The organism is Kitasatospora sp. NPDC032121, from assembly GCF_055580145.1.
On the sequence record NZ_JBVILX010000003.1, the window covers coordinates 375,633 to 398,874 of the forward strand.

Genomic DNA, 23,242 nt, shown 5'->3' on the forward strand with positions numbered 1-23,242 from the left:
GGTCACCGGCGCCTCGAAGCGCAGGTGGTGGTTGCGCCGCTCCGGTGGCTGGGCGGCGGTTCGACTCCGGGCGGTTACTTCTCGGTCTCGACCGGGCTGTCCACCCACTCGTGGGAGTCGGTGCTCAGGAAGCTGCTCACCGCGGCCGACGTCGCGGTGTCGCTCTCAAGGGCCTGAAGGGCCAGGATCTTCGACATCAGTGTGTCCTCTCCTCGTTGGTCACCGGCGCCTCGAAGCGCAGGTGGTGGTTGCGCCGCTCCGGTGGCTGGGCGGCGGTTCGACTCCGGGCGGTTACTTCTCGGTCTCGACCGGGCCGAACGGCAGGGTGTGCGACAGGCTGCTGATGGAGCTCATCTTCAGCTCCGCCTGCGCGGTCTCGCTCTCGAGGCCCTGGAGGGCCAGGATCTTCGACATGGTCCGTTCCTTTCCGGTGAGGTGCTCCAGGCCACCGGTGGTGGCCGTCGTGTTCCCCCGGCTCAGGGCCGGGGGAAGTCCGTGATGCCGGGCAGCGGCACCGGGCCGAGCACTGCCTCGTGCAGTGCGGCCAGGACGCCGGCCGCGCCGGTGGCGAGGTCCGCCGAGAGCCGCATCGAGCGGCGGCCCGGGAAGGCCAGGTGGCCGCGATGGTCCATCACGTGCCACTCCAGCAGCCGCAGGTGGCGGTCGGCCTCCGCCCGGTGCCCGGTCCCCAGCTGGTGCAGCAGGAGCCCGGCGCGGCCCTCGAACAGGCCGGACGCGGCGATCAGGTCCGGGCGGCAGGCGCGCTCGGCGGCCGTGAGCGCCTCGGTGAACCGGGCGGGCAGCCGGTCGGCGCCGGTGCGCCGGGCCAGTTCGGCGATCACGCGCGCGGTGCCGACGCCGCCCGCGGCCAGGTACGGGAGCTTGCGGCGGTAGCGGTCCTCGACCAGGAAGAGCATTCCGTCGGTGATGTCCGCCTCGTCCAGCTCGCGGCCGAGTGCCGCCTCGGCCGCCGTCAACCAGCCCGGTTCGCCGGTGTGTCCGTGCAGCCGCAGGAACAGCGCGGCCTGCCCGCTCCAGCCGTCCAGCAGGCCGCGCAGCAGCGGGGCGCGCTCCTCCCGGGCCAGCTGGTGACCGAGGGCCAGGGCCCGGTCGGCGAGGTGGTCCCGGCCGAGCGCGCCGGCCAGGTCGAGCAGGCCCAGCGCGATGCCGGCCCGTCCGGAACCGAGCCCCGGATCGAGCGGCGGCTCGGCGGCGAGCACCCGGTCGACCAGTGTGCCGGCCGCCTCCGGCGCGCCGAGGCGGGCCAGGGCCCAGGCGATGCCGGTCAGTCCGTCGTACAGCCCGGGCGGCAGGTCCGGTTCCGCGTTCGCCCGGGCCACCAGCCAGTCGGTGTGCTCGGCCGGGGCGGGCCGGCCGCAGGCCCGCAGCGCGTACAGCACGCCGGCCGTACCGTGGGCGAGATCCAGGCCGTTGTGGACCGGACCGAACTGCTCGACGTCGCCGGGGAAGAGCCGGTCGGTCCGCTCCGGGGTGGCCGTCGCCAGGATGCCCGCGGCCAGCGAGTCCAGCACCGGGCGCCAGGCCTCGGTGTCCGCCGACGGGGCCTGCGGCCAGGCCGGCCGCGAGGGCCGCGGGCCGCCGTCGGCGGGGTCAGGCCGGCGCTCGGTGGCGCCGAGCGGCAGCCGCCCGCCGGCCGCCCGGTGCAGTTCCTCGGCGACCTCGGCCCCGAAACCGGGGGCCACGGGGTAGCGCGCGGAGATCTCCCGGCCGGCCAGTTCGGCCTTGCCGGAGTCCAGCGCGAGCAGGTTGTTCACCGGCAGGAAGAGGTAGAGCCGCAGCGCGGCCAGGGCGTACGTGTCCACGGCCGTGCCGCGCCGGGCCCTGGGGGAGACGAAGCCGGGCGCGCCCAGCGGGGGCGCGGTGGCGTCGTCGGCCGGGAAGGTGATCTCGAAGTCGACCAGTGCGCAGCGCCCGTCCGGCCGGATCAGCACGTTGTTGGGGTGGAGGTCGCCGAAGACCAGTCCGCGCTCGTGGAGCGCCGCCAGCATGCCGGTGACCTGGTCGATCACGTCGAGCGCCCAGTCGGTGTACTCGGTCAGCCCGGCCTCGTCCGGTTCGGGGTGGGTGAGCGGGCAGGTGCGGGTGAAGACGTCCTCCAGCCGCTCGCCCTCGATGTACTCCTCGACCAGGTAGTGGTGCTCCCAGACCTGCAGGTGCTCGTACAGCGCGGGCACGAAGTCCAGCCCGGCCAGCGCCTCCAGCACCCGGCGCTCGCTCAGCAGCCGCTGCACCGCGTCCCGGCCGGCGCGGTCGAGGCCGGCGTGCGGGCGGGCCTCGCGCAGCACCACCTCGCGGCCGTCGCGCTGGTCGGTGGCCCGGTAGACGCCGCCGCCGTTGGAGAAGTGCAGCGCCTTGGTGACCTCGAACGGGAAGTCGGTCGCGGTCTCGGCCTCCCGCGCGGTGTCGGCGGCCAGTTGGGCCGTGACGACCTCCGGCACCGGCGCCCAGTCCGGCACGGTGAAGACCGTGCCCCGGACGTCCGGCACCGGCTCGCCGTCCGGCCCGATCATGGCCGGCACCCGCTGGCCCCGCTCGTCGGTGCAGTAACGCCGGACGAACGAGCCGTAGCGCAGGTAGAGCGGCCCCTCCCGGTAGCGCAGGTCGCTCAGCACGTACGGGCCGGGCACGCCCTTGAGCAGGGTGGACAGCTCGTCGAGCACCTGCGCCAGCCGGGTGTCGTCCTCCGGGTAGAGCGTGATCAGCTTGCCGCTGGAGCGGCGGTCGGCGTACTTGCCGTTCGCCGTCAGCACGGTGGCCCGGCCGCGCAGGAACTTCCAGGTCAGCTCGTGTTCCAGGCAGTACGCCAGGACCTGGTCGATCACCCGCTCGGCCTCGTCAGGGGTGGCCGAGACGTGCACCTTCCAGCCCTGCTCGGGCAGTTGCGCGCGGGGCGCCCTGATGTGCACCCAGGGGCCGTGCTCGACCCGCTGCCAGCCCGGCGGCAGCGGGACGGAGGCGGCGGCGAACCGGTCGTCGGGGCGCTCGGCGCGGGCGGGGTCGTCGTAGAACAGCGGGTCGGCGAGGCAGTGGCGCTCGTAGCGGTCGTCCACGGGGCCCGCCTCAGCCCGTGGCCCGCGGCCGGTACGCGTCCGTGTCCGCGCCGGTCCCGGTGGTCGCCCGGCCGTCGGATGTCGTCGTCAAGGGAGCCCCCCGGATGCAGTGGATCCCGCCGGTTGCGGGCTGCTTCCGACCTTGCCAGCCGGTGTGCGTAGGGTCGACGGTTCGGATCCGCCACCTTCCTGCCAGGGGATCCGGGCCGGCTGCCGGGGGAGGTCGCCGGTCAGGTCAGTGCCGGGGGTGGGCGGCCGCGGCGGCTACGGGCGCTGGGAGGGGAGCGGCCAACCGGTCCTCGATGGTGGGAGGTTCGACGTCGAGGTCGGGCAACTTCACGGCTTCGGAGGGGAGTTCGGAGGACAGGTAGCGACTGTGGAGCGCGGCGACGATCTCGGCGCTCGCCTGCCCGTCGCCGTACGGCGAGGGGAGCCGTGCCAGCCGGTCGGCGGCGGCCTCGTCGGCGAGCATCTCCCGTAGCGCGCGGGCGAGTTGGTGGCCGGGGCGGGCGAGGCGGGCGAAGCCGGCCCGGACGGCCTCGGGGCGCTCGGTGGAGTTGCGCACCACCACGAGCGGGCGCTTGAGCACCGTGCACTCCTCCTGCACCCCGCCGGAGTCCGACACCAGCAGGCGGCAGTGCCGGGCCAGGGCGAGGAAGCCGGCGTGGTCCAGCGGCTCGGTCCGGCGCAGCCGCGCGGCCGGGCCGCGCAGGCCGAAGGCCTCGACGGCGGCCCCGGTCCGGGGGTGCAGGGGCAGCAGCACCGGCAGCTCCAGGGCGGCGAGTTGGTCGAGGATCTGGGCGAGCCGGGCGGCGTCGTCGGTGTTCTCGGGGCGGTGGATGGTGGCGAGTACGTAGCCGCCGGGGGTGACGCCGTGTTCGGCCACGATGCGGTGGGCCTCGGCCTCGTCGGGCAGGGTCTCCAGGGTCGCCTCGACGACGGTGTTGCCGGTGATCACCACCCGGTCCGGTTCGACGCCCTCGCGCAGCAGGTGCGCCGCGGCGGTCGCGGTGGGCGCGCAGTGCAGGTCGGCGAGCGGGGCGATCAGGCGGCGATTGGCCTCCTCGGGCATGTCAGGGTCGAAGGAGCGCAGACCGGCCTCGACGTGGACGACGGGTATGCCCGCGCAGTGCGCGGCCAGGGCGCCGGCGGCGGCGGTGTTGGTGTCGCCCTGGACGACGACGGCGGCCGGCGGCCGGGCCGCGAGGTGGTCGCTCAGCGCGCTGACCATCCGGCCGATCTGCCGTCCGCGCGGCTCGCCGCCGACGCCCTGCAGCAGGTGGTGCGGGCGGGGGAGGCCGTACTGGGCGAAGAAGGTGCTGGTGAGGGCCGGGTCCCAGTGCTGGCCGCTCCAGACGATGCGGGCCCGCGGGCCGAGGAGGCGGGCCACTCCGGCGAGTTTGACGATCTCCGGCCGGGTTCCGAGGACCAGGGCGACATCGGTCGAGGACATGGCGCTCCGAAGGGGCGAGGGGGTGGGGTGGGGAAGTATCAGCAGACGATATGGGTGGATTCACGGGAAATATCCATACGCGGGGGTGATGTCACCCACTTGGCCCACTCGGGTCCGTCCGAGCCGTCGGCGGCGCCGTCGATGGTTCGTATGCCGGTGCATCAAGGCCGGTCGCAGGGCGCCGACTTGGCGGCGGCGCGCTCGCTCCCGGATACCGGCTCGCCGCCACTTCCGCGCGGCCGACTGCGGCAAACGGGTGATTTCCACCCGAATGGGCGCGGCGCATCTATCCGATCATCCGATCAGCCCAGCAACATACGGCTCCAGATCGCAAAGATCGGGACAACCCGGTCGCAACGAGAGGAACCACCATGTACGGACCCATAGGCGGCGGCCTTCCCCCGACGGCGGCCGGCGGCGGCGTGCTGGCCTCGACCGGCTCGCCCGGCCTCGGCCTCGTGGCGGCGGTCGGTACCGCCCTGGTGCTGGTGGGCGTCGCCCTGCTGCGGCGCAGCCGGCTCGCCGCGGACCGGGACGAGCGGACCGGTCGGACCGGCCGGACCGATCGGACGCGCGGCGGGCGTTAGCCGCACCGCCCGTCCGGCAGCCGCCCCGGCCGACAAAGGCCGCCCCGCCAGGCCGATCTCCGCCGACTCGCCTTTCTCCCAGGGGGTTTCCTCGTGACCGCAGACGTGTTCCCGCAACCCGCCCGGCCACCGGGCCCGGCCCGCCCGACGGCGTCGGGGCCCGGCCGGGCCCCGCTGGCCGGCCGGGTGCTCGCCGGGGTGGCCGGACCGCTGCTGCTCGGCCTGGGCGGGGTCCTGGTCGCCGGTGAACGCGCCTACCGGTTCCACGAGATGGCCGGGGCGCGGTGGTTGGTCTCCCACGCGCTCGGCCTGCGCACCCTGCTGCTCTCGGCGCCCGACGCGCCGGTGCTGTACGCCGGCGACGATGGCGGGTTCGGGCGCGGGATCGCCCTGACCACCGGCTGCAGCAGCGCCCTGCTGATCGCCCCGCTGGCCCTGCTGGCCGGAGTCCTGCTGCTGTTCGGCACCCGCGGCCCGGCCCGGGTCCTGCTGGGCTTCGCCCTGGCGGCCGCCCTGGTCCTCGCCGCCAACCTGGGCCGGCTGACGCTGATCGTCGCCATGCAACACCGGTACGGCGACGAGGGGTTCGGCTGGACGCACGTCCTGTTCGGCTCGGTGCTGATGATGGCCGCCGGCCTGACCGCGCTGCTGCTCTTCCTCTTCCTGATCACCCGAACGTCCACCCGCGACGCGGAGGCCGATGCGCCGTGACCCTGCTCGACCTGTCCGTCTCCCTCTCCTTCGTGCTGGGGATCGGCTTCCTCGCCTACGTCACGGTGATCGTGCGCAACTTCCTGCGGGCCGGCCCGGACGCCCCGGGCGACCCGAGCCGGTTCGACTGGCACTTCCTCATACCCTGCCGGGACGAGGAGGCCGTGATCGGCACCACCCTGGACCACCTCGCCCGGCACTTCCCCCGCGCACGGGTCTGGGTGGTCGACGACCACTCCGAGGACCGCACCGCCGAGGTGGTACGGGCCAGGGCGGCCGAGGGGCGGCCCGTCCACCTGGTCGGCCGGCGGCTGCCGCGGGCGCGCACCGGCAAGGGGGACGCCCTGAACGCCGCCTACCGGGCGATCGAGGCCTGGCTGCCGCAGGACACCGACGCCGACCGGGTCGTCCTGATCGTCCTGGACGCCGACGGGCGGCCCTCCCCGGGGATGCTGGACACCTTCGCCGGACCGTCCTCCTTCGGCGACCCGGCCGTCGGCGCCGTCCAGGTCGAGGTCCGGATGTCCAACCGCGACGTGGGCGTCCCGCTGCCTCACCGGGGGCGCCTCGCCAACCGGTTCGCCCGGCTGCTGGCCCGGCTCCAGGACATCGAGTTCCGCGGGCCGATCTCCGCCATCCAGATCACCCGCCGGCTCACCCGCACCGTCAACGTCGGCGGCAACGGCCAGGCCAACCGGCTCAGCGCGCTGCGCTCGATCGACCGGGCCGGTGGCGAGCCGTGGGGCCGGGCGCTGCTGGAGGACTTCGAGCTCGGGCTGCGGATGATGCTGGCCGGCTGGCGCAACGGCTACACCACGACCGCCTGGGTGGACCAGGAAGCCCTGTGGAACGTAAGGCAGTTGATCACCCAGAGGGTCCGCTGGGCGCAGGGCTCGATGCAGTGCGCGTCGTACCTGCGCAGGGTCTGGCGCTCCCGGGAGTTCACCACGCTGGGCTTCCTGGAAGTCCTCTACTTCATGGTCCAGCCCTGGCTGCAGGTCGTCGGCCTGGTGGTCTACACCGTGCCGATCGCCGCCTTCGGCTACAACATCGTCTTCTACCCGGAGTTCGTGCTGGCCTTCCTCCGCGAGGGCGGCGCCGTGCTGATCGCGCTCTACCTCGTCCTGGGGGTCGCCGAGTTCGCCCTCTGGGGGCCGCTGTACCGGCGCCGCAGCGAGCCGGGGATCAGCCGCCGGGCCGCGCTCGGTTACGGCCTGGCACTCGCGGTCTATGCCGCGACCACCTACCTCGTCGCGGTCCGCGCCTTCTGGCGGATCGTGCGACGCAAGGGCGCCTGGCACAAGACGGCCCGTACGGCCGTGCCGCTGCCGGCGTCCGCCGCCCGGGAACTCGCCGGCCGGGAACTCACGGCGAGGGAGGTCCCCGCCCGGGAACTCACCGCCCGGGAACTCGCCGGCCGGGAACTCACCGCCGGGCAGATCCCCGCCAAGGAGATCACCGGTCAGGAGATCGCCACCGCCTGAAGCACCGAGACTTCTCCCCGACCGGTGAGGCCGTGGCCGATCCGGGCCCCGCGGCCGGTCGGCGGAGTCGACGCACCACCCCCTTTCCTGCCCCGTGCGGCGGACACCTCCGTCCGCCGTGCCCCCGTCCGAAAGGCCCACCCGTGAGAACTCGTACCCGCAACCGTGTCCTCGCCGGAACCGCGCTCGCCGTCGCGGCCCTGTCCGTGGCGTCCCCGGCGTTCGCCGCGCTGCCCGCTCCCGTGGCCGAGGCCTACGTCGTCTCCACGGAGGCACTGGGCGGGATGGTCGCCGTCGCGCCGTCGCCCGAGTCGACCTACCCGTCCGGCGGCACCCAGACCCTGGTCGGCCTCAACATCGGGCCGGTCGCCACCAACTCCACGCTCACCGCGACCACCGCCGGCAACCCCGCCGACGGCACCGCGTCCGCCTCCGCGACGGTCGACAAGCTCGGGCTCGACCTGGGCGTCGCGTCCGTCTCCCTGACCGGCGTCAACTCGACCTGCACCGCCACCCCCACGGGGGCCACCGGCAGCGGCCTGATCGCGGGCGGGTCGGTCAGCGTCGCCGGCATCCCGACCAACCTGCAGGCCAACGCCCCCGCCAACACCAGGGTCAGCATCCCGCTGGTCGGCTCGATCGTCCTCAACGAGCAGACCACCGACGCCAACGGCGTGCTGACCGTCAACGCCGTCCACATCACCCTGCTGCCGTCGCTGAACGGCGCCAACCTGGTCATCGGCCACGCCCAGTGCGGCGGGGCCGAGCCCGCGGCTGCCGTTCCGATGATCAACCCGTCGGTCGCGGGGATGAGCGGCGGGGCGGTGCTCGCCGGCGTCCTGGCCACCGTCTACGTCCGCCGCCGCAACGCCCGGAACGCCGTCTCGGGCGTCTGACGGCAGGGAGGGCGGCCGGCCCGGGGGCCCGCGACGGTCCCGGGCCGGCCGCCCTCCGCGCACTGTCGTCAACTCGGCTGCGGGTGGCTCCTTCTGACGTGTGGTGAGCCGCCCAAGGGTGACGGGGGCCGGGGGAAGGGCCCGTCCCGCAGTCGCCGCGCGCCCGTCCCACCGCCCCGCACCCGCTCCCGCGGGGTGCCCGCGCCCGGATCCGTCCCTCCCCGTTCGATCGGTCGCCTACCCTACGAACGGACCGGCCGTACCGGGCCGTCGCCGTTCTAGGAGGAGTCTCGTGCCGTCCTGCGACCCCCAACACGCTCCCGTCGGCGATGTGAGCGCAGCGCTCATGGTGATCGACTCCCGGCTGAAGTCCGTCTACGACGGCAAGTCCGGGACGGACCCCGAGCACCAGCGGATGGTCGACCAGCTCACCGCGTCCTTCGGCCCCGAGGAGGCCGAGGCGCTGGTGGAAGGCGTGTGCACGCTCGTCTACATGTACATGAACTGGCTGCGCTCGGCCTTCGAGAACCACGAGGAGGACGTGCTCGAACACGCGGTCCCCAGCCTGGTGGCCACGATGCGGATGATGCCGCGGACCTTCAGCCCGGAGGTGATCCCCACCATGGCCGGCCTGCTCATCGCGGCCGGCACCGGCCTGAGCCCCAACCTGTGGCGCGCCCAGTACGGACCGTGGACGAAGGAGGAGATGAACCCGCTGGAGGCCATGACGGTCCTGCTCGCGGAGTACATCAACCGGATCTCCAACAAGGGCGAGGACTTCGCCACCAAGCTGGTCACCGACGCGCTGTCCCAGCTGGACTAGACGTCCCGGCGGGACCGGCCCTCCCGGCCGGACGGGCGCCTGCTCCGACACCGCGGGTCGGCCCCGCCCTCGGGCAGGGCCGACCGGGCCGGTCAGCCGAACATCACGCCGGTCTCGCGGGCCAGGATGTCCAGGCCGTACCGGGTCACGTGCTCGACGTTGGCCGGGTCGATGGTGCGGACGCCCTCGGCGGCGAGCCGCTCGTTGATCTTGTCCAGGTTCTGCTGGACGAGCTGCTTCTCCGCCTCGGTGGTGCGGCCCTTGTGCGGCCGTCCGGCGTGCTCCAGGCTCGTGTAGTCGACCCGGTCCCGGCCGGCGGCGGTCGCCGCCCGGGACAGGGAGGCCCGGGCGGCGGGCCTGGCGGCGCGCAGCACCTCGGCCATCGGCGCGGCCGAGGCCAGCCGGTCGAACGTGGCCGCCTCCATCACCACGGTCTGCGGCTCCGCCCGGTCCGGGTGGTGCAGCTCGATCGTGACCAGGTCGAGCGCCAGCTCCCGCACCCCGCCCAACTCCCCGGCGAGCGCGTCGATCTCGACCGGACCGTCCGTCAGGTCGGGATGCTGCAGCACCACCACCCGTACCAGGTCCCCGTCGCTCTCCACGTGCTCGCCGGTCAGGTCCGAGAACCGGATGATCTTCTGGCCCATGACTTCCTCTCCTGCCCCTGTGATCAGCCGAGAGCCTACGCCCGAAAACGATCACCGACGCACGCAGACGGCCGGGCCCGGGGGAACATCCCCCGGGCCCGGCCTCACCTGTCCTGCATGCTGTCTTGCGTCAGTGGAACGTCAGTAGGGGCGTCAGCGGGTTTCGCACCCGGCTCAGTAGCGCGGGTCCACCCGGTAGGTCGGGTAGTCCGGCACGTACCAGTGGCTGGAGTCCCAGATCCCGAAGGTGAACCGGACCCCGTGGCTGCCCCGCTTGTTGGCGCACTTGATGAACTTCTTGCCGATGCTCTTCATGAGGTAGGACAGCGCCCACAGGACCCAGCCGGCGGCCCGGGCGGCGATGTGCGGGAGCTTCTTCAGGATGCTGGAGATGCCCTTGGAGACCTTGCTGGAGACGATCAGCAGTCCGCCGATGGTGTTGCCCTCGGCGCGGCTGAAGTTGGCGACCCACTTCTTCTTCCAGGACATGCCGGTCAGGTCGTCCATGGTGATCGGGTCGACCGGGTAGCCGTAGGCGTTCGGCGAGCCCTCCAGGACCGGGTCGGTCTGCAGGAACCGGCCGGTGGTCGCGTCGTACAGGCGCACGCCCATCAGGGAGAGGCCGGAGACGCTGTCGGTCTCGCGCTGCGCCCCGCCGAGCCAGCCGTAGTCGGTCGAGCCGGTGGCGTCGACGACGTTGCCGTACTCGTCGTAGTGGTAGACCGCGAGGTCCTCGGTGCCGTCCGGGGACATCTGGACGGACACGTCGCCGTGCAGGTTGGTCAGCAGCAGGACGGCGCCGCCGTCGGTGCCGGTGGCGGCCGTGAGCTGGCCGGTCAGGTCCAGGACGTTGCGGGTCAGTCGGCCGGCCGCGTCCTTGGACCAGGTCGGGCTGTCGTTGCCGCCGTCGAAGTGCTTGGTGTCCTGCGCGGTGACGGCCCAGGTGCCGTCGGTGCCCTTGGTCTCCGTGGTGGAGACGGCGAGGCGGCCGGAGGCGTCCAGGTCCCAGGTCCTGCGGGTGTCGCCGAGGGTCTCGGTGCGGACCAGGTCGTTGCTGTAGTAGCCGACCTGGGTGCCCTTCGGCAGGGCGGTGGTGCGGCCGAAGGCGTCGTACACGTAGCCGGTGTCGGTGAGGCGGTCGGCGGTGTCGTAGCCGTGGTTCTCGGCCTGGGTGACGGCGTCGGCGGTGGCCGGGTCGCAGTCGTCGGTGACGCTGGTGCGGTTGGTCCGGTTGCTGCTCTTGTCGAACGCGTACGTCCGGGTGGCGCAGGCCAGGCCGGTGCTGTCGGCGGCCTTGGTGAGGCGGCCGGTGGCGTCGTAGGTGTAGCCGCTGGTGGTGCTGTTGCCGTCGGACTGGGTGCGGCCGGCCTGCTGTCCGTGGACGGTGAAGTCGGCGGTGTCGGCCAGCAGGACGGTGCCCGCCTGGTTGGTGTAGGTCTTGCCGGTCTGGACGCCCTGGCTGTCGTAGGTGCTGGTCAGGGTGTTGCCGCCGGGCATGGTCTGGGTGACCAGCCGGCCCTCGACGTCGTAGGTGGCGGTGAAGGTGCCGGCCACCGAGTCGGTCAGCGAGGTGGGCAGGCCGCGCGGGTCCTTGGCGGTGTCGTAGCCGTAGGTCACGGTGGACGGCACCGAGTCGGACTTCTTCACCGGGCGGTCGAGCTTGTCGTACTCGGTGGTGGTGACGTTGCCGGCGCCGTCGTCGTAGGAGACCGGGCGGCCGAGCTTGTCGTAGCCCTGGGTGATGGTGGCCTTGCCGTTGGTGGTGGTGGTCAGCTCACCGTTGACCGGGTCGTAGCCGAACACCGTGTCGGCGACCGCGGTGCCGGTGCCGCCGCTGGTCGAGATCTTCACCGGGCGGCCGGCCGCGTCGTAGCTGCGGGTGGTGGTGCGGGTGACGCCGTTGGCGGTCTCGGTCTGCACCGCGACGTTGCCCCAGCGGTCGTACTGGAAGGTCTTCGTCGGCAGCTGCAGCGGGTTGCTGCCGCCGCCGGCGATCTGCGCGGCCGGGGCGATGGAGCAGACCAGGTCGGCCCACTCGGGGTGGCCGGCGCACGGGCCGGTCCCGGTGCCGGTGTAGTAGGTGGTCACCGTGGTGGCGGCGTCGGAGCCGGTGGAGTTCGGGCGGCTCTGCGAGATCACCCGGCCGCTCGCGTCGTAGCCGGTGGCGGTGGTGATCTTCAGGCCGGCCGGGTCCTGGACGGACTTGGTGGCCAGGCCCTGGGCCCAGTCGTAGCCGGTGGCGGTGGTGCGCTGGTCGGCGTCGGCGGCGTAGCCGTCGATCCGGGCGCCGACCGTCACCGAGGTGGCCAGGTCGCTGACCACGGCGTTGGCCGGGCGGCCCTCGTCGTAGCTGCTGACGGTGTGGGAACGGGCCGGGGCCTCGTCGCCGGCCGCGAGGGCCGGGCTGGTGCCGGAGGCGGCCAGCGGGTGCTCCAGGGTGACCAGCTGCAGCGGCGAGAACTGCTCCACCAGGCGCTTGCCGTCGGCCGAGTAGACCGAGGTGGAGGAGAGCACCTGGGCGCGGTCGGCCGTCGAGCGGCCGGCGATGCCGAGGGCGCGCAGCTTGTTCAGGTCGTTGCCGGTGGTGGCCAGGGCGAGGATGCGGTTCTCCGCGGAGAGGGTCCGCACCGGGCTGCCGTAGGCGTTGTACTCGGTGGTGGTGATGCCGCCGCCGGGGGTGGCGGTGTTGACCTCGCGGCCGGAGGCGTTGGTGTACGTCACCGAGGCGCGGTTGTAGCCGGCGGTGCCGAGCGCCTTGCCGTCGTGGGTGGCCGGGACGGCGTCGGGCGGCAGCACGGCGGTGGCGTCGGTCGGGGCGTCGCTCTGGCCCCAGGCCGCGACGTCGGACGGTGCCAGCGGGTACGGCGCGTTGGCGCCGCTCAGCGGGACGTCGTAGACCACCGAGGTGGTGGCGGTGCCGTCGGTGACGTCCTTGCTGCCCTGCTTGAGGGTGGGGCGGGAGGCGGCGAGCAGCATGCCGTCGCCGGCGGTGGCGGCGTTGCCGGCCTTGCCGTACTCCAGGGTCCACGGCAGCTCGCCGGGCTCGGTGACGGTGGTGACCCGGCCGGTCGCGTCGTAGCCGTACGCGGTCTTCAGTGCCGGGCTGATCCGCGGGTCCCAGACCTCGCGCAGCCGGCCCTGCTCGTCGTACGCGTACTGCGAGACGACGACGGCGGTGGCGGTGGCGGCGCCGGGGTCGGTGGACCACAGGCGGATCTGCTTCACCTGGCCGGCCTTGTCGCCCAGGGCGGACGCGGTGGCCGTGGTGGTGTCGGCGTAGACGTACTCCAGCACCCGGCAGCCGGCCGTGGACGGCACGGCCGCGCAGTTGGCGGAGGCGGTCGCCGAGGACGGCGCGACGACGTACTTCGGGCGGGCCAGGGTCTTGCCGCCGGCGACGACCTTCTCCGAGACCACCGAGGTGGTGGAGTTGTCGCTGGGCAGCGAGGAGCCGGAGATCTGCCAGGTGGTGGCGGCCGAGTCGACCTTGGCGAAGGTGACCGTGGTGCCCTCGGTGTCCTTCAGGGTGAAGGCACCGGTGAACGCGCCGGTCAGGGTGAGGTTCTCGGCACCGGGCTCGGGCTTCCAGCCGCCGGCGCCGGTGGCGGTGAAGCCGATCTCGGAGCCGTCCGAGGAGACCACCGACAGGGAGGTCGCCGAGGTCTGGCGGACGTAGGTGTAGGCGGAGTCGGTGAGCTCGGCGGTGGTGCCGGAGCTCCACTGCGGACCGAAGATCGCCGCCTGGCCCTCCTGGGCCGAGCCGTTGGCGGGCCGGCGGGAGGAGAAGGAGCGCTCGGCGTGCAGGCCGAAGCCCTCGGCGTCGGTGGCGGAGAGGGTGAGGTCACCGGTGAGGGTGTTCACTTCGCCCGGGCCGACCTTGGTCTCCGGCGCGGTGCCCGCGTTGCGGTCCACGGTGACGGTGTTCGGCTCGGTGGCGTCGGTGGCGGTGCCGTCGGTGAACACCGCGCGGACGTCGACCGGGCCGTTCTCGGCCAGGGTGTCGGTGATGTTCCAGGTCAGCGCGGCCGGCTTGCCGCCGGGGGCGGCGAACGGCCAGGCGGCCACCGCCTTGCCGTCGGTGGTGGCGACGTTGGCGACCGGGACGTCCTTCCAGGCGTCCGTCTCGCCGCGGCGGTACTGGTAGCGCACGCCGGTGTAGTTGCTGTTGCCCTCGGCCAGCAGCGAGGTGCGCCGGGCCGGGCGCTCGCCCGAGCCGGGCGCGACCAGGGCGGCGCCCTTGCCGGCGTAGAAGGCGTAGGTCTTGTCGGCGGAGACGTTGCCCGCGGCGTCGCGGGTGTGCGCCGTGATGGTGTGGGAGCCCGCCTTGAAGGTGAGCTTGGCGCTGACCGGCGTGCCGGTAGTGGCCGCGGTGACCCAGGCCCCGCCGTCCAGCCTGTACTGGAGGTCCTTCACGTCGCTGGTCGGCGGGGTGAAGGTGAAGGTGCCGCTGTAGTCGCCGTTGGCGTCCGGGGTGCCCGACCACTGGCCGGCCGGGAAGTCCCCGGAGGAGACGGTGGTCGCGCCCGGCGCGGTGGTGTCCACGGTGAAGGTGCGGAAGGCGGACCAGGCGCTGTTGGCGGTGCCGTCCCAGGAGCGCGAGCGCCACTTGTAGGCGCCGGCCGGCAGCGCGGTGCCCGGGGTCCAGGTGAACGTGGAGCCGGAGGCGGCCATGGCGGTGCGGCCGGACTGCAGGGCGGCGGTGCCGTTGGACGTCCAGACCTCGAAGTCCAGGGCGATGTTGCCGCCGTCGGGGTCGGTCGCCTTGGCGGACAGCGTCGGCGTCGCGTCGTTGGTCAGCGCGGCGTTCGCCGGGGAGACCAGGGTGGAGACGGCCGGCGGGGTGTTGTAGGTCACCGACAGGTACGGGGTGTTGGACGTCGCGTTGCCGGAGTTGAACTTCTTCCAGCCGTACGGGTCCGACTCGTCGGTGGCCCGGATGCCCAGGGTGTTGTTGGCGTTGCCGTTGGCGGCCCAGGCCTTGACCAGGCTGGTGATGTCCTGGTTCACCCAACCGTCGTTGCAGGAACTGGAGTAGCCCTTGGTCGCGGTGGACGTCGCCCACTTCTTGTTCCAGCCGGGCTGGGCCGTCCAGCGGGTCGCCGTGGTGGCGGTGCCGGTGTCCCACACCTCCCAGCTCTTCGCGGTGCAGGACCAGCTGTGGAAGTTCCAGAGGTTGAGCTTGCCGCTGGTGATCTGCTTCCCGCTGATCTTCGCCATCGGGAACTGCAGGAATGAACGCGCCACCTGGCCGGAGCCGTTGTTGCCCAGCTTCAGCTCGGTCTGCGAGGAGACGTCGGTGGCGTAGCCCTCCTGGACGAAGGTGTCGAAGCCGACGCCGATGTTGACCGCGGGGTCGATGGTCACCGGGTACTTGGTCTTCGGGTCGTTCAGGAAGGCGGCGTCCGGGGTGAGCGTCAGGTCGATCGCGTTCCCGTCCTGGGTGACCTTCAGCGCGACCGGCGCGGTGCGGGTGTGGTCGCCGCTGCGCTCGTCGACCTGCGCGTCCCACATCACCGGGGCGGGCAGCTGGCCCTTCTCCTCGCCGGTCTTCGGGTCGAGGAAGGAGACCGAGTTGTCCGGGTTCTGCCGGGCCTGGAGGCCGGCCGCGTCCAGGGTGAGCGTCACGCTGCCGTTGGCGGCCACCGCCGAGCGGTCCTTGAGCTCCAGGAACTGCTCGAAGCCGGTCCGGGTGGACTCGATGACCAGGTCGGTGGCGGTGAGCGCGTCCTTGTAGCGGGCCTTGGCGCCGTCCACGGTGGGCTCGGGCAGGGTGCCGCGCCAGGACAGCGACATGGCGGTGCCCTGGCCGTTGTCCAGCGAGACCAGCGGGGTGGTCGGGGCCTTCGCGTCCCCGGCCGGGGCGCCGGCGGCCTTGAACTTCGACGCGGTGGCGGGTGCGGTGGCGCCGGCCAGGGAGAGGTTGAGCGGGTGGCCCTTGGCCTTGACGCTGCCGTCCGACTGCTTGGCGAGGTCGACGTCGATCGGCTGGAGCTTGCCGGCCTTGTCCTTGTAGCGGACGGGGCCGGTGGCGAGGTCCAGGGTGGTGGTGCCGTCCGGGTTGATCCAGGTGGTGGTGGACTCGGTGCGCTCGTCGACCACCTCGATCCGACGGTTCTCCAGCCGCGCCTTGAGGTGGGCGGTGGGGATGTCCTTGGCCTCGGCGGGGCCCTGCGCCTTGGCGGGCTTCGGGGCCTGCTCCGGGGTGACCGCGACGGCCTGACCGGTCGTCATGATGACGGCGGCGGCCTCGGCGGAGAGCACCACGGCGAGGGCGACGGCGGTGTTGCGCAGCACGCTGTTGCGGCGGCGTGGCGCGGTGGGGGGAGGCGAGCCGGCTTCGGTCCGGTGCCGTGGTGATTCGCCCGTGGGGCGTGACATGGAACTCCTCGACTGTTCTGGTCGGTCTGTTCGGTCTGTTGAAAGGAGAGGAAGGGCCGTCGGGGAAGGGGGGCATAGTCGACTTGCCGAGTGCATGTCAGGTATGCCGGGGTAAAGCCGGCGCAATGAATCGGCCAACTTTCCGGACCGGTGAGATCGGTCGAAAACCGCCCGGAAGTGCGGAAACCGTTCGGGCGTGACGACGGGTCACCGCCGCCGGGAACCGGCGGTCGGCGCGACTAGCGGAGGTCGGACGGGAGCCGGCCGGTGGCCGTCAGCACCCGGTCCAGCAGGCCCTGCGCCCTCGACCGGGCCGCCGTCCCGTCCGGAGCCCGGACGTAGAGCACCAGGCCCACGCCGTCGGGCACGGCGCGGGCGCGCACGTGCTCCAGGCCGTCACCCGGACCGGCACACGCCCACAGCGCGGCCTGGACCTCCACGGCCGCCGCCTCTCCCGACGGGGAGGCGGCATCGGCCGGCACGGTCAGATGGACCGCGAACACCGCAGGTCAGACCCGCCCGGCGAAGTCGTCGACCGGCGGGGCGTCCCAGCCGATCGACCGGGGGGACGGGCTGTCCCACCCGATCGAGTCGGCGCCGGGGACGTCCCAGCCGATCGACCCGCCCGTGCCCTGGACGGCGGACGGCGCGGCGCCGGAGGCGGTCGAGGCGGCGGCGAGGGCCGGGGCGGTGGCGCCGGCGATGGTAAGGGTCAGGAGAGCGGCGGCGAATGGACGGACGGCCACGACGGAGTCCTGTTCTGTGCGGGAACTGCGTTGAGGGAGACCGCAGTTCTGGATGTCCGGAAATTCGTGCATTGCGCGCACGGCGAATCCTTCCGTTTCGCGGCCCCCCACGGGAAGGGAATCCGGGGGCAGGATCAGGACAGGCAGCATGCTGCAAAATTGCGCGGGGCGGCGGGACGGATTCCGCCCCGCCGCGGGACCTGCCGGGGCCCGGACGCCCCTGGAGTGGGGCGTTGACCGGATCATGCCCTTGCGATCGCGTTCCGGCCGGAGGAAAGATCGGCTCCGGGCCGACCGGGCATAACGGAATCGTCCACGGGGATCAGGGGTCGTGAAGTGCTGGAACTGCTGGGGCTGGACGCCACTGCGGAAGCCGTCTACCGGGAAATGCTCGCCGACCCAGAGGGAGGGGTCGCGGAACTCTGCGAGCGGCTCGAACTCCCCGAGGCCGACGTGCGCACAGCCCTCGACCGGCTCGCCGACCTCACCCTGCTGCGGACCTCCCGCGAACGGCCCGGCACCCTGCGGCCGGTCAGCCCGGAGCGCGGACTGGAGATCCTGCTGCGCCGCCAGGAAGAGGAACTCGCGCGCCGCCAGCAGGAGTTGGCGGCCTCCAAGGCCGCCGTCGCACGCGCCCTGGGGGAGTACGCGAAGGTACGGACCGACACCCCGGTGGCCGACCGCGAGCGGCTGCTCGGCCTGGACGCCATCCAGGACAAGCTGGAGGTGCTGAGCGCCCGGCTGACCACCGAGGTCCTGGCGGTGATGCCCGGCGGCGGCCAGTCCGCGGCCAGCCTGGCCGCGTCCCGCCCGCTCGACGAGGACGCCCTGCGACGCGGAGTCAGGCTGCGCACCGTCTACCAGGACAGCATCCACGACGCCCCGGAGACCCTCGACTACGCCCGCTGGATGGCCGACCTCGGCGCCGAGGTGCGCACCGCGTCGGCGCTGCCGCCGCGGATGCTGGTCTTCGACCGGAGCACGGCCGTGGTGCCGATCGACCCGGAGAACACCCGGGCCGGCGCGCTGTGCACCAGGGAGCCCGGCATCGTCGCCTCCCTGGTCGCCCTGTTCGAGCAGACCTGGGAGACCGCCGTCCCGATCTGCGGAGACCGGGACGAGGTGGCGTCGTTGACGCTGAGCGCCGGGGAGCGCGAGCTGCTGCGGCTGCTGTCCACCGGGCTCACGGACGACGCGGCGGCCAAGCGGCTGGGCGTCTCGGTGCGGACCGTACGGCGGCAGATGGCCTCCGTGATGGAACGCCTCGACGCGGCGAGCCGCTTCGAGGCCGGGTTGAAGACGGCGCGGCGCGGTTGGTTGTAGGGCCCCGCGGGCCTGACCGCCGGACGGGCGGGCGTCGCGGCGGCCGGTTCCGGGATTCACCGGCCGGCCGCCCGGGTACGCCGTACCCTCGGGGCGCAGCCGGTCGGCCGCCGCCCGTGGCCCTGAGGAGGAGGACGGCGTGGACACGGCTGCGGAGGACACGTCCCTGGGCGGGCCCCGGATCGACCCGCTGCTCGCCGACCGCGTCACCGAGGCGCTCCTGCTGGCCGGCCTGCCCGTCGGGTACGGCGGGCACGGGCCCGGCGTCCGACTGCGCCCGGCCCGGCCGTACGACGACTCCGACGACTGCGCCGGACTGATCGCCCTGCACTGGGAACCCGGCCCCCGGCTGGCGGCCGCCGCCGCCATGGAGGAGCCCCGGCAGCCCGCGGCCGCCGCCCGACGGATCGTCACCGCCGGCATGCAGAACGCGCTGGCGGAGTTCCTGCCGGCCTTCGGCATCGAGGTCGTGGCCGGCCGGCTCGACGGCGAGACCAGGGTCGGTGGCGCCGGCGGCCCCGCCCCGGCCACCGGCCCGGCCGGCTCCACCACGCCCGGCTCCGCCACGCCCGGCTCCCGCCCGCAGGACCTCGGCATCGACGCGGACGTCGTCGACGCGGTGTGCCGCACCGCCGCACTCGCCGGCCTCCCGGTCGCCGACCACCTGCACGCACCCGGCATCACCCTCGCGCCGTGCCGGCCCGTCGACGACGGCGACGACACCACCGGCGTCGCCGACCTCCGCTGGAACCCCTCCCGCCGCCTGGCCGCCGCCCCCGCCGAGCAGGCCGCCCGGGCCCGTACCGCCGTCCAGGACGCCATGCGGCATGCCTTCGGCGCCGTCCTCGGCGCCTGCGGCCTCGACCTGCGGTGGCGCCGCCCGGCCGCCCTCCCGTACCAGTTGCGCGCCTTCGGGCTCGTGGAGCGGCCGCCGGTCCGGCGCTGACGTCCGGCGGTCTCCGGTGCCGGTCGAGGGTCTTGGGACTCCCGTTCCAGGTCAGCGGAGTCGGGTCGATCGCCCCTCAACCGGCTGACGGGGCACCGGACTTGGCGGGGCGGCCGGCTGTCGCAGCGGGGCCCGGAGGCGGTGGGCGAGAGCGCTGGCGGCGACGCAGAGGAACAGGGCGGTCCAGAGCAGCGGGGGGTTCTGCAGGCCCAGGCCGATGACGGCCGGGCCGACGGCGTAGGAGACCGTCCAGGTCAGCTGGAACAGGGACATGTACGGGCCCTCGTCGCCCTTGGGGGCCATGGTGACCGCCGCAGCGGCCGCGGTGGGCTTCGAGGCCAGCTCGGCGAGCGCCAGGATCGCCGCGACGAGGACGGCGAGCGGGCCCTGGAGGCGGTGCGGGGCGGTCGGGATGGCCGCGGTCAGGGCGATGGCGGCGGCCACCGCGCCGATCGACAGGCGCAGCACCCGGGACCGGCTCCAGCCGGAGAGCCGGCGGCTGATCCGCATCTGCAGGGTGGTGGCGGTGGCGTAGCGGACGGCGACCACGACGGTCGGCCAGTAGGGCGCCTGATGGAGGCTCTCCACCAGGTACACAGGGAAGGCGACCGTCGGGATCAGCCAGGCCGCCGACAACAGCGTCTGGGACGCGACCAGGGACACGAAGCGCCGGTCGCCGAGCGCCGCCCGGCTGTTCGAGCGCGCCGCCGCCCGGGGCCCGGGCCGCTCGGCGGCCGGCACGGTGACCCCCAGCAGCAGGACGGCGGCGAGGAGGGAACTCGCGCTGTTCAACGCGAGCGCGACCCGCAGGCCGTGGCCGCCGTCGAGTGCCATCAGGGCGGTCGCCCCCAGGGTGCCGACGCCCAGGGAGGTCGTCTTGAGGACGGTGACCGCGGAGAACCACTCGGTGAGTTCCTCCGGTTCGGCGAACCGCGCGACCAGGGTCGGCCAGGCGGCGCCGTAGAGCCGGTCGGCGGCCGTCACCAGGAAGGTGGCGGCCGCCACCGTGGCCAGGTTCCCGGTGGCGAAGAACAGGCCGTACCCGAGTGCGGTCAGGACGTTGCCGACGAGCAGACAGGCCTTGGGCCCCGCGGCCTGGACCAGCCGTCCGCAGAGCGGTACGACGGCGAAGGACGCGAGCGACCCGACCGTGACGGCGGTGCCCGCGGCGGCCGCCGGGAAGTGCTGGACGGTGACGAAGAACAGCAGCGACAGCGGCAGGAAGACGCCGGAGCCGAAGGTGTCGATCGCCACCGAGAGGAACAGCCGCCGCTGCCGACGGAACCGCCCGGCCCCTGTCACCCCGCCCCCGTCCCCGCCCCGCGACTATCGCGTGCTGCGCAGCTTGAGAATGTACGTCGCGGTGAGCGCGACCGCACGGTCCTCGTCCCGGGCGAGCTCGTCGAGGGCTCGGTCCGTGGTGCCGCCCGGGACCTCCGCGAGCGCCTGGGCCAGGCGGCGGCGGGCGTCCGGGCCGACGGCGTCGTGGGCGAGGCGGTCGACCAGCCCGGCGGCGATCCGCTCCGCCAGCGCGGGGTCGCCCGCCAGTGTGCCGAGCGCGTCGGCCGCGTCGGCGTCGTTCACCGCCTCGACGATCATGTCGACGAGCGTCGGGACGGCGTCGGCGACCCCGCGGGCCCCGAGCGCCAGGGCCGCGTACCTGCGGACCACGGCGTCGGGGTGCCCGAGGGCGTCCCGCAGCAGCGCCGTCGCCGCGCCGTCCGGCAGCTCGGCGAGGGACCGGACGGCCCGCTCGCGCACCTCGGCCGCGGGCGAGCGCAGGCCCGCCGCGAGCAGGGCCGCCCCGTCCCCGCCGGCCCGCGCCAGCGCCCAGCGCAGAGCCCCGGCGACGTTCGGGTCGGACTCGCCCAGCACGGCCTCGACCAGCGCCTCCACCGGCACCGCGACGTCCTCGCCCGCGGACCGGGCCGCGTCGCCCGCCGACAGGGCGGCGCGCTGCCGGGCGCCCGGGCTCTTCGACTCCAGCGCCTGGAGCAGCGCGACGACCCCCAGCACCTCCTCCCAACCGGCGGGCTCCGCGGCGTCGATCCGCCGCAGCCGGGTGAGCAGCTCCGTCTCCGCCGCGATGCGCTCGCGGGTACGGCGGATGAGGTCGTCGACGAGTTCCGCCGGCGCGAAGCCGGGGTCGTCGAGCGCCCGGCCGACGTCGCGCAGCGACAGGCCCAGCGACCGCAGGCTCTCGATGTGGAAGATCCGCCGGATGTCCTCGTCGGAGTACCGGCGGTAGCCGGAGCCGGTGCGCCCCGTGGGCCGTACCAGTCCGAGCGACTCGTAGTGCCTGAGCATGCGGGCGCTGACCCCGGACCGCCGCGCGACGTCGCCGATCAACACTGCCTACCGTCCCTCCTGGCGGCCCTGACCGTAGACCGCCGTGCGCTTCGCCTCCTCGATCGCGGACTCGAATCCGGCGTCCGGGTCGTGCCACAGCCGTTCGGTGGCGAGCGCGTGGGCGCGCACCCGGGGGTCGGGGTCCGTCGTCGCGGCGTTCAGCGCGGGCAGCATCGCCTCCCCGAGCGCGACCAGCGCCCGGCTGAGACTCAGCTGCGTCTCGCGTCCGCCGCGTCCGAGTTGAGCCGCCAAGACTACGGCCAGGTCGCGCTGCCCACCGTCGGGTACCAGCACGACCGCGGCCCGCCAGGCGCTGCGGGCCACCTCGTCGTCGGCGTCGGCCAGCAGCGCGGGCGTGATCGCCGGCCAGGCCCGCCGGTCCCCGATCTTGGACAGCGTGTGCAGGGCCTGACTGCGGGCCTGGGCGCGCTCCGCCCTGACCTCGTCGAGCAGCAGTGGGAGCGTCGCCGCCGCCTCGTGCCGGGTGAGCGCCCAGGTGAGCATCTCGCGCACGGTGAACTCGGGCTCGACCGCGCACCGCTCGACGAGCCCGCCGACGAACCCGGGGTGCGGGCGGCTGCCGACGGCCAGCGCCGCCCGCAGCCGCACCGACGCGTCGTCGTGCTCCAGCCCCCGCAGCAGCGGCGTCGTCTCCGTGTCCTCTTCCGGCCTGATCATCAGGACCACCTCCAGGACCGCAGTGAAGTCCTTGTCACCGTGTCAAGGTCAAGCGGTCGGTCGGTCGGTCGGTCGGTCGGGCGGGTCCGGGCCGAGGGGGAGGGGGAGGGGGAGCGGTGCGGGCCGGCGGGTGGGACGGCCCCGGGCGGTCGTGCGGCGGCGGGGTTATTCTGCGGCTGATGGGCGGATCGGAGAGTGCGCGGCGACAACCCGGCGTGGTGGGACGACTGCTGAGGACGCTCCGGGCGGATCCCGCGTACATGCCCGAGCGACTGGCGGCCTTCGTGGTCGACTACCTGGGCCCCCAGGCGGCCGAGACGGCCGCGGCGCTGCGCGACCCCGAGCGGGCGTGGGGCGACCCCGAGCGGGCGCCCGAGCGAGCGGAGGACGCCGGGCCGGATCCCGTCGGTCGGATCATCGACCGCGGGGTGCGCCGCACCGTGGTCGAGGGCTCCTTCCTCGGCGGCCCGTTCATCCTCCTGCTCCCGGTCGCCTTCGTCGCCGCGCTGCTCGCCCAGCTGCGCATGGTGCTGGAACTCGCCGCCCTGTCCGGCCGCGACCCCTGCGGTCCCGACGCGGCGGCGGAGGTGCTGGTGGTGCAGGGGGTCCATCCGACGCCGGCGCAGGCGCACGAGGCCCTCCGGAAGGCGTCGCGGACCTCGGTCGACGGCCGGGAGAAGGCCTCCTGGCCGGCCGTCGTCCGCCGCCAGGCGTACCTGATCGGCCTGCTGACCCCCGACGACCCGGAGCGCTCGGCAGTGCGCAAGTGGCTCGGCTGGGCCGGGCTGGGCGGGCTGCTGCTCGTCGGAACCGTGATCCCCTTCGTGTGGGTGCCCGCGTGCGGCGTGATGTACCGCCGCGCCACCGGCGAGCTCGCCGACCGGGCCCTGCTCCGGTACGGGTTGGAGGGGCGCGCGGCCGTACGGGCGGGGACCTCGTCGATCCTGCGCCCGAGCATGCTCCTCGTGGTGCTGCGGACCGCGCTGGCGGTCCTGGCCACCGCGGGCGCGGTGCTGATCGTGCTGTTCACCGGGGCCCGGGTCGTCGGGAACACCTGGCTCGCGATGTTCCTGGTGCTGCTCGGGATGGGCGCTCTGGCCGTCGGATGGCGCTGGCTGCGCGCCCGCCGGTCCCGGCGCGCCTAGGCCGC

19 protein-coding genes are annotated in these 23,242 nt (G+C 73.9%); 8 read left to right on the forward strand and 11 right to left on the reverse strand.

Features of this window, described 5'->3' with window-relative positions; genetic code table 11:
* Positions 1-74: 74 nt before the first annotated feature.
* The 4 genes from ACZ5OX_RS12655 to wecB all read right to left on the reverse strand — a co-directional run bounded on the left by ACZ5OX_RS12655 (position 75) and on the right by wecB (position 4,524).
* Positions 75-197: a hypothetical protein gene (locus ACZ5OX_RS12655; RefSeq protein WP_465629896.1), complete on the reverse strand. Its 123-nt coding sequence runs from the start codon at positions 195-197 to the stop codon at positions 75-77.
* Positions 198-291: 94 nt separating this feature from the next.
* Complete coding sequence (locus tag ACZ5OX_RS12660) at positions 292-414, reverse strand: hypothetical protein (RefSeq protein WP_402399241.1); 123 nt, start codon at positions 412-414, stop codon at positions 292-294.
* Between the two features lie 62 nt (positions 415-476).
* A complete protein-coding gene (gene lanKC / locus ACZ5OX_RS12665) occupies positions 477-3,071 on the reverse strand; it encodes a class III lanthionine synthetase LanKC (RefSeq protein WP_465629897.1) in 2,595 nt (864 codons plus the stop codon).
* Positions 3,072-3,306: 235 nt separating this feature from the next.
* Complete coding sequence (gene wecB, locus ACZ5OX_RS12670) at positions 3,307-4,524, reverse strand: non-hydrolyzing UDP-N-acetylglucosamine 2-epimerase (protein WP_465629898.1); 1,218 nt, start codon at positions 4,522-4,524, stop codon at positions 3,307-3,309.
* Between the two features lie 371 nt (positions 4,525-4,895).
* Between wecB and ACZ5OX_RS12675 the strand changes: the two genes are divergently transcribed.
* The 5 genes from ACZ5OX_RS12675 (at position 4,896) to ACZ5OX_RS12695 (ending at position 9,025) form a co-directional block, all read left to right on the forward strand.
* Positions 4,896-5,111 carry a hypothetical protein gene (locus ACZ5OX_RS12675; RefSeq protein WP_465629899.1) on the forward strand — a complete coding sequence of 72 codons (216 nt, stop codon included), beginning with the start codon at positions 4,896-4,898 and terminating at the stop codon, positions 5,109-5,111.
* Positions 5,112-5,204: 93 nt separating this feature from the next.
* A complete protein-coding gene (locus tag ACZ5OX_RS12680) occupies positions 5,205-5,822 on the forward strand; it encodes an archaeosortase/exosortase family protein (RefSeq protein WP_465629900.1) in 618 nt (205 codons plus the stop codon).
* Positions 5,819-7,306: a glycosyltransferase family 2 protein gene (locus ACZ5OX_RS12685; protein WP_465629901.1), complete on the forward strand. Its 1,488-nt coding sequence runs from the start codon at positions 5,819-5,821 to the stop codon at positions 7,304-7,306. The genes ACZ5OX_RS12680 and ACZ5OX_RS12685 overlap by 4 nt, the downstream gene beginning before the upstream one ends.
* A 143-nt stretch (positions 7,307-7,449) precedes the next feature.
* Positions 7,450-8,202: a choice-of-anchor P family protein gene (locus ACZ5OX_RS12690; RefSeq protein ID WP_465629902.1), complete on the forward strand. Its 753-nt coding sequence runs from the start codon at positions 7,450-7,452 to the stop codon at positions 8,200-8,202.
* Positions 8,203-8,548: 346 nt separating this feature from the next.
* Entirely contained in the window at positions 8,549-9,025 is a 477-nt protein-coding gene (locus tag ACZ5OX_RS12695; RefSeq protein ID WP_465630133.1) for a hypothetical protein, read from the forward strand.
* Between the two features lie 92 nt (positions 9,026-9,117).
* Here ACZ5OX_RS12695 and ACZ5OX_RS12700 read toward each other — a convergent pair whose 3' ends face one another.
* The 4 genes from ACZ5OX_RS12700 to ACZ5OX_RS12715 all read right to left on the reverse strand — a co-directional run bounded on the left by ACZ5OX_RS12700 (position 9,118) and on the right by ACZ5OX_RS12715 (position 16,796).
* Entirely contained in the window at positions 9,118-9,672 is a 555-nt protein-coding gene (locus ACZ5OX_RS12700) for a hypothetical protein (protein ID WP_465629903.1), read from the reverse strand.
* A gap of 174 nt (positions 9,673-9,846) precedes the next feature.
* Positions 9,847-16,050, reverse strand: a complete 6,204-nt coding sequence (locus tag ACZ5OX_RS12705) for a DNRLRE domain-containing protein (RefSeq protein ID WP_465629904.1) — start codon at positions 16,048-16,050, stop codon at positions 9,847-9,849.
* Between the two features lie 239 nt (positions 16,051-16,289).
* Positions 16,290-16,532, reverse strand: a complete 243-nt coding sequence (locus ACZ5OX_RS12710; RefSeq protein WP_465629905.1) for a hypothetical protein — start codon at positions 16,530-16,532, stop codon at positions 16,290-16,292.
* 27 nt (positions 16,533-16,559) lie between these two features.
* Positions 16,560-16,796, reverse strand: coding sequence for a hypothetical protein (locus tag ACZ5OX_RS12715; protein WP_465629906.1), 237 nt, complete (start codon positions 16,794-16,796; stop codon positions 16,560-16,562).
* Between the two features lie 336 nt (positions 16,797-17,132).
* On the opposite strand from ACZ5OX_RS12715, the gene ACZ5OX_RS12720 reads away from it, so the two are divergent.
* Entirely contained in the window at positions 17,133-18,119 is a 987-nt protein-coding gene (locus ACZ5OX_RS12720; RefSeq protein WP_392876576.1) for a helix-turn-helix transcriptional regulator, read from the forward strand.
* 139 nt (positions 18,120-18,258) lie between these two features.
* Positions 18,259-19,065, forward strand: coding sequence for a hypothetical protein (locus tag ACZ5OX_RS12725; protein ID WP_465629907.1), 807 nt, complete (start codon positions 18,259-18,261; stop codon positions 19,063-19,065).
* Between the two features lie 51 nt (positions 19,066-19,116).
* Here the strand turns inward: ACZ5OX_RS12725 and ACZ5OX_RS12730 are convergent, their stop codons facing one another.
* The 3 genes from ACZ5OX_RS12730 to ACZ5OX_RS12740 are packed head-to-tail and all read right to left on the reverse strand — an operon-like array spanning position 19,117 to position 22,092.
* A complete protein-coding gene (locus ACZ5OX_RS12730; RefSeq protein WP_465629908.1) occupies positions 19,117-20,367 on the reverse strand; it encodes an MFS transporter in 1,251 nt (416 codons plus the stop codon).
* A 24-nt stretch (positions 20,368-20,391) separates the two neighbouring features.
* Complete coding sequence (locus tag ACZ5OX_RS12735) at positions 20,392-21,417, reverse strand: MerR family transcriptional regulator (protein WP_449807096.1); 1,026 nt, start codon at positions 21,415-21,417, stop codon at positions 20,392-20,394.
* A gap of 3 nt (positions 21,418-21,420) precedes the next feature.
* Positions 21,421-22,092, reverse strand: a complete 672-nt coding sequence (locus tag ACZ5OX_RS12740) for a HEAT repeat domain-containing protein (RefSeq protein ID WP_465629909.1) — start codon at positions 22,090-22,092, stop codon at positions 21,421-21,423.
* Positions 22,093-22,352: 260 nt separating this feature from the next.
* Here ACZ5OX_RS12740 and ACZ5OX_RS12745 point away from each other — a divergent pair, with 260 nt between their 5' ends.
* Positions 22,353-23,237: a hypothetical protein gene (locus ACZ5OX_RS12745; RefSeq protein WP_465629910.1), complete on the forward strand. Its 885-nt coding sequence runs from the start codon at positions 22,353-22,355 to the stop codon at positions 23,235-23,237.
* The last annotated feature ends 5 nt before the right edge of the window (positions 23,238-23,242 follow it).